Here is a 14,496-nt window from a genome sequence, read left to right as displayed (position 1 = left end):
AGAGCGGTTTTAAAACCTACAATGGAGTTATGGAATGGGCTATACCACTTTTTCTCAGAAAAAAAATAATCAATTACTTGAACCTATGTTTTTGGGTCAAACGGTGAACGTTGCTCGATATGATCAACAAAAGTATCCCATTTTTGAAGAATTAATTGAAAAGCAATTGTCTTTTTTTTGGCGTCCAGAAGAAATTGATATTTCCCGTGATCGTATTGACTATCAGTCTTTACCTGAACATGAAAAACATATTTTTATCAGCAATCTCAAATATCAAACTTTATTAGATTCCATCCAAGGCCGCAGCCCCAATGTCGCGTTACTCCCGCTCATCTCCATTCCAGAACTTGAAACCTGGATAGAAACTTGGGCATTCTCAGAAACCATTCACTCTCGTTCTTATACTCATATCATCAGAAATATTGTTAATGATCCCAGCTGTATTTTTAATGACATCGTAACCAACAAAGAGATTTTAAAACGGGCAAAAGATATTTCTGCTTATTATGATGATTTGATCAAAATGAGCAGCTATTACCATCTATTAGATGAGGGCACCCATCAAGTTAATGGCAAAACCATAGTAGTCAATTTACATACGTTAAAAAAACAGCTTTATTTATGTGTGATGAGTGTCAATGTACTTGAAGCCATTCGTTTTTACGTTAGCTTTGCTTGTTCTTTTGCTTTCGCTGAACGTAAATTGATGGAGGGCAATGCCAAAATTATTAAGCTCATTGCTAGAGATGAAGCGCTACATCTGATGGGAACTCAGCATATGTTGGATTTAATGCGATCAGGGAAAGATGATCCTGAAATGGCTGAAATCGCTCAAGAATGCCAGCAAGAATGTAGTGATTTATTTTTGTTAGCGGCTCAGCAAGAAAAAGAATGGTCAGCGTATTTGTTTCGAGACGGCTCGATGATTGGTTTAAACCAAGATATTCTTTGCCAATATATAGAATATATGACAAACATCCGCATGCAAGCCGTGAAACTCGACGCACCGTTTAGCATTCGAACTAATCCTATTCCCTGGATTAACAGTTGGTTAGTCTCAGATAATGTACAGGTTGCCCCTCAAGAAGTTGAAGTCAGCTCCTATTTGGTGGGGCAAATTGATGCTCAAATAGATTCAAACGATCTGAAAGATTTTAAACTTTAAGAAAAATAAATATTAAAAAATTGGTTGAGGAAGTGAAAGTGAAAAATCGCACCCTAGGCAGTATTTTAATTGTTGCAGGAACGACTATCGGAGCGGCCATGCTGGCTATGCCATTGGCCACCGCAGGCGTAGGTTTTGGAGCCACCTTGCTGATATTAATTTTAATATGGTTATTAATGTCTTACACCGCTTTATTGTTTCTGGAAGTCTACCAACATCATCCTATCCAGACAGGATTAGCAGCACTTGCAAGATGTTATCTTGGGAAGATCGGCTATGGAATCACTGGGTTTAGCATGCTCTTTTTAATGTATGCCTTAACCTCGGCCTATATTAGCGGCGCTGGGGAATTAATTGCTTCTACCATCAGAGAATGGACAGGGCAATCTTTTTCTAGCGTTGCTGGTGTTTTGATTTTTACCCTGCTGGGTGGAGCAGTAGTTTGTGTAGGGACGCATTCCGTCGATTTTTTTAACCGAATTTTATTTAGCACAAAAATTATCTTTTTAATACTGATGCTGTCGGCGATGGCCCCGCATATTCGCATCAACTATCTTTTAACGTTACCTTTACAGCAAGGTTTTGTCCTTTCAGCCATCCCGATTATTTTCACTTCATTTGGTTTTCACGGGAGTATCCCCAGCATTGTGCATTATATGGGTGGTCATATTCGTAAACTGCGCTACGTTTTTATTATGGGCAGTGCCATCCCGTTAATCGCGTATATTTTTTGGCAACTCGTAACTTTAGGTAGCATTTCTTCTGAAACTTTTATCGGTATTTTAGCCCAAAAAATGGGTTTCAACGCGCTGTTAGAAGCTACGCGCACTGTATTGAATTTTTCTCATGTTGAAGTGACATTACATTTATTTTCCGATTTCGCCTTGGTGACGTCTTTTCTCTGTGCTGCATTAGGGCTATTTGATTATTTGGCCGATCTTTTTAAAAGAAGCAATACCGCCAAAGGGCGTTTCCAAACAGGCGTTATGACTTTTTCCCCTCCACTGATATTCGCCCTTTTTTATCCGAATGGTTTTATCATGGCATTAGGTTTTTCCGCTGTTGCATTGGCTGTGTTGGCTCTCATATTACCTGCACTGATGGTATGGAAAGTACGAAAAACATATCAAGGAAGTTATAAGGTATGGGGCGGTAAACCCGGGTTGCTCCTAGTGTTAGGTTGTGGTTTTGCCATGATGTGTTTTCAGATAGATTCTGTCGTATTATGAATGACAAAAGGGGATTGTTTTTATCCTGTCTTTTTCGAAATTCCTTTTACCCACAGGGTAAATCCAAAGTTTTAAATCTCGATAAAAGCAGTTCTAATACGGCCACCTCGACGTAAAGCAACTAGAGGAACAGTAAGAAGAGGCCATTACATTAGGGTTTTCAGAGGCCTTTATGGTACAAGGTAAATCCTTTTTCATCAGTCATGCGATCCCCACTCCAAATAGTGTCCAGATGGACGAAATATTTTTTGTGGCAATTTAATTTCATCTAGAGCCAGAAGAAATGCGCAACACAGTAACAGGACCGATGTTAAAAAATCGGCGGAGGGTTGTAAGTTCTCCTTTACCTGTCCTAATAAACGAGTATGCTTGCCGTCTCGATCTACCTTAGTACACCTCCCAGTGGCCGCGTTATGGATTCAGGTAAGTCCAATTTACAGCTTTCGCTGCGATTTTTAAAAAGGTCTAATATAGAATTTTCAGTGATATTTGAATACTTTTTTCAAAAAATGTCATTGAATACCGGCTTTTCTTATTACGTACTAAAGCATCCCAAGTGCTGATTCATTTAATTTCCCTGTTATCATGCATCCGTTATGATTAGCCATGACGGAATTCATAGATACAAAATTCTATTCGTAGCTTTGAGATGCATCAATCCGAGGTATCACGAATAAAGCCGTCGTAGACCACAGTATGGCAAGGTTACAATTATAGGAACAAGTTTTTTATCTGTTTACCGAACGACACGGCACTAGCAGTGTGCTTAAAAAGCATACTAGCGACACCAGCATACATTTTGTATGTAACACGAAAAAAAGAGGATAAACATCGCGCACATTATGCCATATTAGACCTAGTAACGTGGATTGACCATTGTAACCAAAATTGATCCGAGTCATCAATATGATTAATAACGTTATAAAAAAAGAAAATATTTAATCCTTTTTGCCATTTTAAATTTATTGATTTCATCAAATGTAAAAAAGGCAGTGCGACTAAAATAATCGTAGGTAAGATTAGGAGCAAATAAAGATAACGCATAGAGGATGAGACCCACAGAGTGCATAAACCGGTGATCAAAAAATATCGACATAGTAGCCTCGTGTTTTTATTGCCGGATATATAAAATTTTTTCTTGAGTTGTTTGAATTTTATAAGACCAAGAACATAATAAGCGAAATAATAAAAGTGCTTACCCTGATAATGAAAAAAGAGAGGCCAGGGCTCCTTTAAACAATATAGAGACGAATTTATTAAAATAAGTCACATCATTGCCATCTAACCGTTCTAATCCTGAAAACACCCGATGTTATTGGCCCAAAACTATGCATTAAATACATTTGGGTGAGTTTGATAAATTAACCCACGCAAAATGAGCAGGAAAGGAGAGACGGTTAAAGTAGTAAAAAAGGAAAATTCAACGAAAGAATTTACCGAAAATCAGAAAAATAACTCGAAAAATACAAAAATTTAAATAAAAATATAAAGAATAAATCATCATTTTGATGCAAATGAAACGCCAATACCAGAGCCAAATAAACTATTATAGTAGCTTGGACGTTTTTCTGAAGTAGGCGATGCAACAAGAATCAGTGTACTCAAATCCATCATTGCCACAACCAATTGACCAAGATCTGCTGTGCATTTATGAATGTTTTCAACAAAACCTAATGTGCTAACTAATAAACACAGAGTATTCATTTTTCAGTTCGACTGGCATGTGTATTTTGGTCAAATTTGGAAATATTTTTGCAACTACTCTCTTCATGCAAACAACGAGATGTTGATAAAAAACCCCCATACTATAATGCAAATATAGAGTACTACCACGAATCGCGATGATTCATGAGCAGGTAAAAATAGCAGAATTTTTATAAAAAAGGCACCTATCCAAGCCATGCATGGAGGTTTTTCTATAAACGGAAAATCACCCACATGCGATACAAGCCATGCGTTGTGAATAACCATATTCTAAGAGATATTAAAAAAATAAAGTTCATTTGCTTTCCAAGGAAAGCGTCCAAAAATACCTCAAATGGCACAAAAACAGAATATACATGCATTTATAAGAAGAAAATACCTCATTTATTTTTACAGACACAGAAAAAAGCGCTTTAAATAAACGAGGTGCATGAAAGATTCATTTAAATTAATTAATTAATTTTGAGTAAAGTGAGGATGATTAAAAGGAGATTTTAAATAACGTATTGGCAGTATCCAACCAGTTATGGTTGAATGTTTTACGTTTATTCCCTAGAGTAATACATTCAGAAATAGGCTCATGTACCATTTTATCATCCCACACTACACTTTTACACAGTAACTCACCTCTTTCCTCAATCATTGAGGTCGATTTCTTCCCCTTCACTGTGAAAGATGTCATGTCTATTTAATGATATGGTACTGTTAACAAAGTAAATATTTAAAATAATCTCTGTTTTTGAGGATGATAAAAGATAAAAAAAAGGAAGTATGCCATTAAAGAGGGGGGGGATTTATAAAATAATCGAACTTCATAATTATCTTTACATAAGCTACTTACTCCATTTCTTATCAAAAAATGATCACCTAACTTATATTAAGTTTTTATCTAAAACCTAGATTTTCCGATCAAATATCAAATACATGACCTAATCTATCCAACGGTGATTTTTTTTACGACGAGGAATCAAAAAAGGAAGCAGCAAACCAAAAATAAAGCTTGTGCCAGCCACCATTCCTCCGTAAGTAAACCATTTCATCATGATGTTGTTTTTATCGGCGTTTGTTTTATTTTGAACTTCGTTGATCTGTTGATTGCGGATAGTAAGCTGCTCTTTTAATCCTGTATTTTCATTTTTTAACCCCTCAATCAATTTTTCACTGAACGCAATTTTTGCTTGTATTTCTTGGCTACGCTCTTTCAAACGATGGTGAGTGTCATTTAATTGATCCGTTAAATTTTTAATTATCTGCTCTAAGTTGGGTAAACGTGAAAGTTGGCTTGGTACTGTGCTGAGATGCTTCGCAGGGATCCAAAAAACACGTCCTTTTTTATCGCGAATTTGAGCATACTGATTGGTAGTCTGGGCGTCCAATAAAGTGACGGGTTCATCTACTTTTAATACGCCTAGGATACGATACTCATCCCCAGGACCGCTATAAACATAGGTCGTTAGGTTATCTGAAATATAACGTTCTTCTTCTGCTGCTTGTGCACTTAAAGAGAGAGATAAACTCAATATCACAAGATAGATGCAATGTCGTTTTTTCATGATGTCATCGTTTTCATTAAAATATAACTGGAAATACGATAAATAGTAGATGTTTAATAGTGCAGATGCAACGCGCTTATCATTATAAGCTCATTTGAATTGACTTCCCTCAATACGGTTTTATAAAAGATTTCATCAAGCCGGCCATCATTAAATCTATTGGATTTTCAATTTTTTTAAAAAAACAAATAAAGTGCTGTCAGCATAAAAATCAAATGTTAGAATCTTTTTTTAAGCAATTAGGTGATTTTTGACATGGGTAAAAATATAGTCGTGCTTGGAGCACAATGGGGTGACGAAGGTAAAGGTAAAATTGTTGATCTACTGACTGAACGGGCAAAATATGTTATCCGTTATCAAGGCGGGCATAATGCCGGCCACACCTTAATCATCAAGGGTAAAAAAACGGTTTTGCATCTAATCCCTTCTGGCATTTTGCGCAATAACACCATCAATATTATTGGTAACGGCGTAGTCTTAGAGCCTCATGCTTTAATCAAAGAGATCAAAGAACTTGAGATGCAAGGTGTGCCTGTTCGTAACAGGTTATTTCTATCTGCCGCTTGTCCACTGATCCTGCCTTATCATGTTGCTTTGGATAATCAAAGAGAAAAAGCGCGAGGGATTAAAGCCATTGGTACCACCGGCCGTGGAATAGGGCCTGCTTATGAAGATAAAGTCGCCCGGAGGGCGTTACGTTTAGGTGATATTTTCAATCAAATAACTTTTGAAGTACAGCTTAAAGAGGTCATTGAATACCATAATTTTCAATTGGTCCATTATTATAAAGCAGAACCGGTTGACTACGAGCGTGTTGTTGAAAGTATATGGGGCATTGCCGATATATTAAAAAATATGGTGATTGACGTCACGCAAGTATTAAGCCACGCCAGAGAAAAGGCTGAAAATTTACTATTTGAAGGCGCACAAGGCACTTTTTTAGATATCGATCATGGTACTTATCCTTATGTGACTTCTTCTAATACCACTGCGGGGAGCGTCGCAACAGGTTCTGGTTTTGGTCCTTTGTATATTGACTATATTTTAGGGATCGTCAAAGCCTATTCAACTCGTGTAGGAGCAGGCCCTTTCCCTACCGAACTTAATGATGAGACAGGGAATTTTCTTCGTGATAAAGGTCATGAATACGGTGCTACGACAGGCCGCATCCGCCGTACAGGGTGGCTTGATGCCGTCAGCTTGCGGCAAGCGGTTCAAGTGAATTCTTTCTCTGGTTTGTGTATGACCAAATTGGACGTATTGGATGGGCTAAAAACCGTTAAAATTTGCGTACGTTATAAAAGAACTGATGGCACGGAAACCATGAGTACCCCTATTACAAGGGATGAGTGGGCAGAAGTCGAACCTATATATGAAGCCTTATCGGGATGGAAAGAAAGCACATTTGGCATTAAAGAGAAGAGCCAGTTGCCTCAAACGGCACTAAATTACATCAAACGTGTTGAAGAACTTACTGGTATCCCGGTAGATATTATTTCTACTGGACCCGATCGTGAAGAAACCATTATTTTGCGACACCCATTTGATGAAATGACAAAAAATAGAAAAAGATAAACTAAAATTTTTACAAAATGCGTTTTTGGCATTGTACTGACAATAGACAACGAAGGAGAAATTTTGATGTCGCAAGATCCTTTCTTTGAACGTGAAGCAAAGAAATACGAATCTCCCATTCCTAGTCGAGAATTTATTTTAGCGCACCTTGCTCAACGTGAAACGCCTGTTAGCCGTATTGAGTTGGCTAATGATCTGCATTTATCAGGTGAGGCGTCTTTGGAAGCCCTGAGGCGTCGTTTAAAAGCTATGGAGCGTGATGGACAATTGGTTTTTACTCGCCGTCAATGTTACGCATTGCCAGAACGCTTAGATTTATTAAAAGGCACGGTGATAGGCCACCGTGATGGTTTTGGTTTTTTACGTGTTGAAGGGAGTAAAGACGATTTATATCTTTCTGCAGAACAGATGAAAAAAGCTATTCATGGTGATATCGTTCTGGTGCAACCCGTGAGCTTTGATCGTAAAGGGCGAAGGGAAGCACGGATTGTGCGAGTCTTGGTACCCAAAAAAAGCCAGATTGTCGGTCGTTATTTTGTCGACGCCGGTGTCGGTTTTGTTGTGCCTGATGACGCCCGGTTGAGCTTTGATATTTTGATTCCATCGGAACATGCTCAACGCGCCCGTATAGGATTTCTGGTAGTGGTAGAATTCACTCAGCGCGCGACATATTACAGTAAAGCTGTAGGTAAAATTATTGAAATATTAGGGGAGAATATGGGTACAGGCATTGCTGTTGAGATGGCACTACGTACCCATGAAATTCCTTATCTCTGGTCAGATGAAATAAAAAAAGAAATAAACCAATTAAAGGAAGAGGTTCCCGAGGAGGCTAAACAAGGACGAGTTGATTTGCGAGCATTACCTTTAATGACCATTGATGGTGAAGATGCCCGTGATTTTGACGATGCGGTGTATTGTGAAAAAAAACGAGGAGGGGGTTGGCGTTTATGGGTGGCGATTGCAGATGTGAGCTATTACGTTCGCCCTAATACCGCACTGGACGATGAAGCAAAAAATCGCAGTAATTCAGTCTATTTCCCTTCTAAAGTCATTCCGATGCTACCTGAAATTTTATCAAATAAACTCTGTTCACTCAATCCATCAGTGGAACGTTTATCCATGGTCTGTGAAATGACGCTTTCTGCGCAAGGTAAACTCTCATCTTATCGATTTTATGAAGCCACTATAAAATCACACGTACGTTTAACTTACACAAAAGTATGGCGCATCCTTGATGGTGAACAAAGCTTACGTGATCAATATCAAGCTTTTATCCCTCATCTTGAAGAGCTTTATGCGATGTATCAAATGCTTGATCGTGCAAGAGAACAACGCGGAGGGATTACCTTTGAAACAGAAGAAGCCAAATTTATTTTTAATGAGCAAATGCGGATAGAACGCATTGAGCCTGTATTACGAAATGACGCACATAAATTGATCGAAGAATGTATGATTCTAGCTAATATTGCCGCTGCCCGTTTTATTGAAAAACAGAAAGAGCCAGTACTTTTTCGCGTCCACGATCGTCCTTCGGACGATGCTATGACAGGATTACGCAGCGTTTTGGGTGAACTAAGTTTGGCATTAGGACGCGATCTTAAACCACAACCAAAAGATTATGCAGAACTGATGCGTAAAATAGCAGATCGCCCAGATCAACAAATGTTGCAAACTATGCTACTGAGATCTATGAAGCAGGCGGTTTACGATCCCGAGAACAGAGGGCACTTTGGTTTGGCATTAAGCTCTTATGGGCATTTTACTTCCCCTATTCGTCGTTATCCTGATCTAGTGACGCATAGAGCAATTAAATATCTCCTTTGTAAGACATCGATTGAAAAAAATACGAAGCAAAAAGATCCTCTCAAAGCACGCTCAACACCGACTGGAGGTTGGCACAGCACCTATGAAGAAATGCTTGAACTAGGCCAACATGCTTCCATGGCAGAACGTCGTGCTGATGAAGCGACTAGAAATGTGGCTGATTGGTTAAAATGCGATTTTATGCATGATCAGGTTGGGAATGTCTTTATAGGAATCATCACCACCGTGACTGGTTTTGGATTTTTTGTTCGTCTCGATGATTTTTTAATTGATGGTTTGGTGCACGTTTCTAGTCTGGATAACGACTATTATCGTTATGACAGTATTGGGCAACGTATGATAGGGGAATCTTCAGGGATCCTTTATCGTTTAGGGGATACAGTAAAAGTTAGGGTAGAGGCGGTGAATATGGATCAACGTAAAATTGATTTTTCTTTAGTTTCCAGTGACAGGAAACCTCCACTCCAAGGGAAAACTGACCGAGACAACGCAAAAAAAACCAAAATGAAAAGTACGAAAACGCCCCCTAAAAAAAAGCGTGCGAGCACCAATCCAAAAAAAACCACTATTAAGAAAGATGATGAGTAATATTATTTATGGTTTTCACAGTATTAAAGCATTTTTAGAGCATCACCCAGAGCGTTTTTTGGGAATTTTTGTTTTACAAAATAATGACAGTTATCGTCTTCAATCTCTGGTAAAAGAGCTCAAATCGGCTGGTCTGAGTATTCTTTTCACTTCGCGCCAATACTTAGACGCTCAAACTGGCGGCGGCGTCCACCAAGGCATCATGGCGGAAGTGTGTTCTGCGCATCAATATCAAGAAAATGAGTTACCAGCCTTACTAAATAGCTTGGATATCCCTTTTGTTTTGGTATTAGACGGCATCACTGATCCTCATAATTTAGGGGCCTGTTTACGTACTGCTGAAGCCAGCGGAGTACAAATCGTCATATTGCCACGTGATCGGAGTGCTCCTTTAAACGCCACTGTAAGAAAAGCGGCTAGTGGCGCTGCTGAAAATATTCCCGTGTTTAGGGTTACCAATCTGGCTCGTACTCTTAGAATATTGAAGGAATATTATCTTTTGATTATCGGTACAACAGGCGAAGCAAAAAAAACGGTGTATGAAGCGAAGATGACAGGCTCTATGGCTTTAGTAATGGGATCCGAAGAAAAAGGGATACGTCGTTTAACTCGAGAGCATTGTGATCATTTAATACGAATTCCCATGCTAGGCATGGTCTCTTCTTTAAACGTATCGGTTGCTACTGGTGTTTGTCTGTTTGAAGCAGTACGTCAACGCAATATGACAAAGATATGAATTCCATTTTTATAGGTCGTTAAGGTTATTTAATATTGATATTATTCACAGAGATAACTATAGATAAAATAGATATACATCAACGGAAGTAGTTTATTTTAGGAGACGCTTTTTAGGGATCGGTCCTGTTATCTCATTTGGTGTTAACGGCATCCCGTCCGAAGCTGAGAATACTGCAAATGAATCATACTCATACAGGAGAATTTATTAAAATAGAGTTTTCTGATAGAATCAAATATAATAAAAAATGGCTGTCTCTTTTAAATTATATATTTCGAGATTTTAGAGTCAATAAATTATTATCTATTGACACTCAATTATTTAATCAACTATATCTTTTATAAAATATATTGGATACCAAGTAAACCGATACAGCTTATTTCAGATTATCGAACAAAAAACCAATAATTTATTAAGAAAGAGCAGCTCTGCTGTAGCTATAAACAGATTTCATACTTTAGGTCGTGCTGTAGATTTTTATATTGAAGGCATACCACCGAACAAAATTTATAAAGCGGCATTAAGAATGAATGTAGGGGGAGTAGGTTTTTATCATAAAAGTTATTTTATTCATATTGATACTAGTCCAGTACGAAACTGGTCATCATATCAATAGAGCTCTGATGTAATCTAAAAGTATTGTCACTAAAAGTTATGTCATCGATAAAAACATACAGATCTACATCTTCTCTTTATCACACTGAGTAACCTAACAACCCCCTTTCACTTGCCGGGTGGATCGATTTTATCTAAACATTTTCAGAATTCTCGATGTTGATAGCAGATAGTATTTGTAATCTTTAAAAACTGAGGTTTTAAAAGATAAAGGTTATGAAGCTCAAATTTTGGCATCATTTTTATTTCGTTCTATGAATATTTCACGGCTTATTTTTACCATCTTCTGGTATTAAATAATATTTCTTATCAAACAACCGTAATTCTTGATTGAGATTTTGTTTAATAACGTCTACAGTTTTACCACGTAAAATAGAACTTCAGTCTATACCATCTTATTCGATTATTTTCATATTTACTATCTGTTCTTTTGTTAAAGAAGTCTTATGTTTTGTAAAAAAAGTTTTTTAGAATTATTTTTGTTTTATTATTTCCCATTTTTTCTAGCTTGCCTAAAACAGTGTTTTTACTACTTGAATGTTATACTTAAAAGTAGGGTACTGAATTGTCTAATATTGCAGTACCATATTTGATCGTGTTTTTATTTTTATGATTTTATATAAAATTGAGTATAACTTTGAGTCCTGAAAGTGTTCATAATCGCTTTTTATTTCTTTATTGATTTCGTTCTCAAACTTTTCTTAAATATTCTTTAAAAAACACTATTGTTATCGAGCTTATTGTATTCTAGAATCTTCTGAAGTATTTCGTTCCTATATGAAAAAATAACTTTATTGTAGATTTAGATCCTTCAAATAGCCGCGTTAGTTTTTGTTGGAGTGAGCCTACTCTCATTGTTAAATAAACATAGTCTTCTACTAATATACCCAAAGAAATTAGAACAGATATAGAGCAAACAAAGCCGGCTATTATCACAATAACAATCTGGATACCTATAACTGATGTCAATATACCTGCTATCAATCTACATTTATGGATTTTGAGTAAAGATTGGTATCTTTGAGCAGGGTTTTTACAAAACTTATCCGTGTTATTCGTGTTAGTTTTTGTTAAATCGCTTAAATAATTAATCATTGAACGATCATTCACAGTTGCTACTGAGTTGGTAATTTTTCCAAAAATAAGGCCTAAAAGGCTGCAACTCGTGCCAGCAAAAGCTGTTTCTCTCGAGATCGTTGACAGAGAATTTAATGAGTTCAAAAAACATCAGATATTTTCAATGTTCTTGTTGCTGATCTTTTCAAGCTAAGGTTTTTAAAAATTATTTTGTAATTTTGAATCAGTCAATAACTCTTGATCAAGAGTCTTCTGAAAATGTTTTTGTATGATTTAATAGATGCTCTAAAATATACGTCAGATAGAGAAATAATATGCTATGTTTTTTGAGAAACATTCTGTTGTGGATCCCATGTTATTGTTCTATTGAAACTACCACTCAAATCACATAATAATCTAGATTTAGAAGATTCACGACTCAAATCTAATGGAAAAATTCTAGTAAAATTCATCTTAAATGTTTTCGATATATCTTTTGTCATAAGATTTGACTCGTTAATAAAAATATTAAAGTAAATATGTCAATATTGACAAAATAAATTATTTAAATTGTTAATATTAAAATTGTTAAAATAAATAAAATTTTAAAAAGGTCTTATTTCACAACGATGATACTCGTTTTTCTCGATATAGGTAGGTGCCGATAACCTTTGCATGTATTTTAACACAGCGTGAATAAAAAATCGTTTTTCTTAACAATCTCTCAAGGTCGTCAGTACTGGTTCAACAACAGAATCTTGCAAAACAGTAGCCCAAAATTTTTTTATAATCAGTTTTGCAATACATTGCATCGGTTTAAAAAATTCATCGACTCAAGTAGCGAATTGAGCTATCCTTCAAGCAAATGAGCGTTATGCGCTTGATTTATGGAATAATTGAGTAGAGAATAGACCTCCAGTAGGAACTATCTCTCGGGTGTTTTCGCCAAAAAATCCAGTGTCTATAGCATAATCCTGAGCGATTGGTAGAGTGCGATACAAAATGCGTTTAGCTAAATTATTACGGGTAATAAAATCGACAGTCATATGTTAAAATAAATCCATGCAATTTACTACTATTATCCAGTGCTTTATACAATAGAATATTTCCTAAGAGCTTCACCTTCAAAATAGTCAGGTATCTTATATGTTTAAGCTACTTTTTAAAAACGCCGGCCTACAGTAATGTTTATCATTAAAGCCGCTTGTGTAGCCTGACCTATTTTTGATAAATTTTCCTACCAGTATCAAATTTGATCTATCAGCATTTTAATGCCGCACCCGGGGTCAGGGTATCGAGATCGATTAAACAAAATAATATCACGTGCTAACTGGTGGTATGATAGCCAAATAAGCAATGATTTTTGGCTATGTCGAATAATTAGATTTGCAATAGAGAGGACAAACTACCTAAAAGAAGTTTTATAACCTTCATCACAAGTGAGAAAAATAGACATAGTAATAATGATATTAAAAGTAATATCTATCTTATTATCGAAGCAGATAGTATAATTACTGTGTTCAATAGTTGCACTAATATATATATAGATATTAGCATTAATTAATTAAAGAAATTCTTGAAAGTCATAGTTCTTCCGATCTATCTTTTACCAAACTTCATTTGAGTAAGCTAAAAAGCAGCAATATTTTAAAATAGAACTATTAATAAAATTAAGTAATTAAAATTTTTTTCAAATAAAAAGTATCATTTCGTTAAATTTTTCATGTATTTTACTCAAGTTAGCTATTTTGCGAAAATATAGTCATATTAAAAATATTTAGAAAAAATAAATTTAAGTCACTAATATAATAGAGTTATCGTTAATTTTTACCCAGATCATCAGATGCATTCATAATAATCCCTGTGCTTTAAATATTATTTAATATGTATTTTTTAATGTATAGAAATGCTAATTGATATTTTTATAAATATAAAAAACGCTTATACAATAAGCGGTGTTGTTTGGTACTCAGCTATTGCAAACGCATTCTAAATTTTAATGGGTTATATAGATTTGAAGCATACCAAACCAGGTGAATTGATTTCATATCCCAAAGGCGATCATCATTTCCTATTCCTGGTACTTAAATGTTTGTGAACAAAGTCAATTTCCAGACATGCAAAAGCTGAAGGGCAATTTACGCTATCACTGGCCGTATTGGTGTTTTTCTGCCACATCAGTGAGCTTTCATGAGCAATCTCATCAATATGTGCTAGCCGTTTCGGCTGGTTATGATCGTTCCCCGTACAATGATCTCTCGGTAAGACAATAATTTGGGAGCATACTTTAATTAACATATAGATGTTGATTGGAATTAAATAAATGGACTAAAGGAGTTGACTGGATAGAATAAGTACGTAGAATGCGCGGTCATATTAGGATTAGGAAGAAGCTCTTTAAAAATTTATCAGATAATGTGTGTGTGCACTGACGTGAGAGTGAATAAT

General features: G+C 36.1%; 11 protein-coding genes. 7 read left to right on the top strand and 4 right to left on the bottom strand.

Translation table 11 applies throughout. From position 1 onward, the window contains the following. The first annotated feature begins 34 nt into the window (after nt 1-34). Both nrdB and tyrP read left to right on the top strand, forming a co-directional pair. Nucleotides 35-1,165 (top strand): class Ia ribonucleoside-diphosphate reductase subunit beta, encoded by a 1,131-nt coding sequence (gene nrdB / locus CICURV3402_RS03180; protein WP_158379833.1) that lies wholly within the window; start codon nt 35-37, stop codon nt 1,163-1,165. 98 nt (nt 1,166-1,263) lie between these two features. Then, nucleotides 1,264-2,394, top strand: a complete 1,131-nt coding sequence (gene tyrP / locus CICURV3402_RS03175) for a tyrosine transporter TyrP (RefSeq protein ID WP_320410062.1) — start codon at nt 1,264-1,266, stop codon at nt 2,392-2,394. Between the two features lie 1,500 nt (nt 2,395-3,894). Here tyrP and CICURV3402_RS06535 read toward each other — a convergent pair. From CICURV3402_RS06535 to CICURV3402_RS03160, 3 genes are all read right to left on the bottom strand, one after another. After that, nucleotides 3,895-4,098, bottom strand: coding sequence for a hypothetical protein (locus CICURV3402_RS06535; protein WP_235667618.1), 204 nt, complete (start codon nt 4,096-4,098; stop codon nt 3,895-3,897). Nucleotides 4,099-4,579: 481 nt separating this feature from the next. After that, complete coding sequence (locus CICURV3402_RS07585; protein WP_158379831.1) at nt 4,580-4,780, bottom strand: hypothetical protein; 201 nt, start codon at nt 4,778-4,780, stop codon at nt 4,580-4,582. A gap of 247 nt (nt 4,781-5,027) precedes the next feature. Continuing rightward, nucleotides 5,028-5,651 (bottom strand): TIGR04211 family SH3 domain-containing protein, encoded by a 624-nt coding sequence (locus tag CICURV3402_RS03160; RefSeq protein WP_158379830.1) that lies wholly within the window; start codon nt 5,649-5,651, stop codon nt 5,028-5,030. Between the two features lie 255 nt (nt 5,652-5,906). On the opposite strand from CICURV3402_RS03160, the gene CICURV3402_RS03155 reads away from it, so the two are divergent. From CICURV3402_RS03155 to CICURV3402_RS07575, 5 genes are all read left to right on the top strand, one after another. Next, entirely contained in the window at nt 5,907-7,226 is a 1,320-nt protein-coding gene (locus tag CICURV3402_RS03155; RefSeq protein WP_158379829.1) for an adenylosuccinate synthase, read from the top strand. Nucleotides 7,227-7,292: 66 nt separating this feature from the next. Next, the gene (gene rnr, locus CICURV3402_RS03150) at nt 7,293-9,641 is read left to right on the top strand and encodes a ribonuclease R (RefSeq protein WP_158379828.1); all 2,349 of its coding nucleotides are present in this window, start codon (nt 7,293-7,295) and stop codon (nt 9,639-9,641) included. Beyond that, nucleotides 9,634-10,377, top strand: a complete 744-nt coding sequence (rlmB, locus tag CICURV3402_RS03145) for a 23S rRNA (guanosine(2251)-2'-O)-methyltransferase RlmB (protein WP_158379827.1) — start codon at nt 9,634-9,636, stop codon at nt 10,375-10,377. Before rnr ends, rlmB begins: the two co-directional genes overlap by 8 nt. Before the next feature lie 179 nt (nt 10,378-10,556). Beyond that, complete coding sequence (locus tag CICURV3402_RS07580; RefSeq protein WP_407079070.1) at nt 10,557-10,721, top strand: peptidoglycan L,D-endopeptidase MepK; 165 nt, start codon at nt 10,557-10,559, stop codon at nt 10,719-10,721. Next, entirely contained in the window at nt 10,709-10,993 is a 285-nt protein-coding gene (locus tag CICURV3402_RS07575; RefSeq protein ID WP_407079074.1) for a YcbK family protein, read from the top strand. Before CICURV3402_RS07580 ends, CICURV3402_RS07575 begins: the two co-directional genes overlap by 13 nt. A gap of 1,676 nt (nt 10,994-12,669) precedes the next feature. Here CICURV3402_RS07575 and CICURV3402_RS07570 read toward each other — a convergent pair. Further along, on the bottom strand, nt 12,670-12,768 hold the full coding sequence (locus tag CICURV3402_RS07570; RefSeq protein ID WP_407079069.1) for a hypothetical protein: 99 nt from the start codon (nt 12,766-12,768) through the stop codon (nt 12,670-12,672). Nucleotides 12,769-14,496 lie beyond the last annotated feature (1,728 nt).

Origin of the sequence: Candidatus Williamhamiltonella defendens, from assembly GCF_900699045.1 — a bacterium.
GTDB classification, from domain to species: Bacteria; Pseudomonadota; Gammaproteobacteria; order Enterobacterales; family Enterobacteriaceae; genus Hamiltonella; species Hamiltonella defensa_A.
The sequence above is the reverse complement of the archived record's forward strand: the minus strand, read 5'-3'. Positions and strand labels throughout refer to the sequence as shown.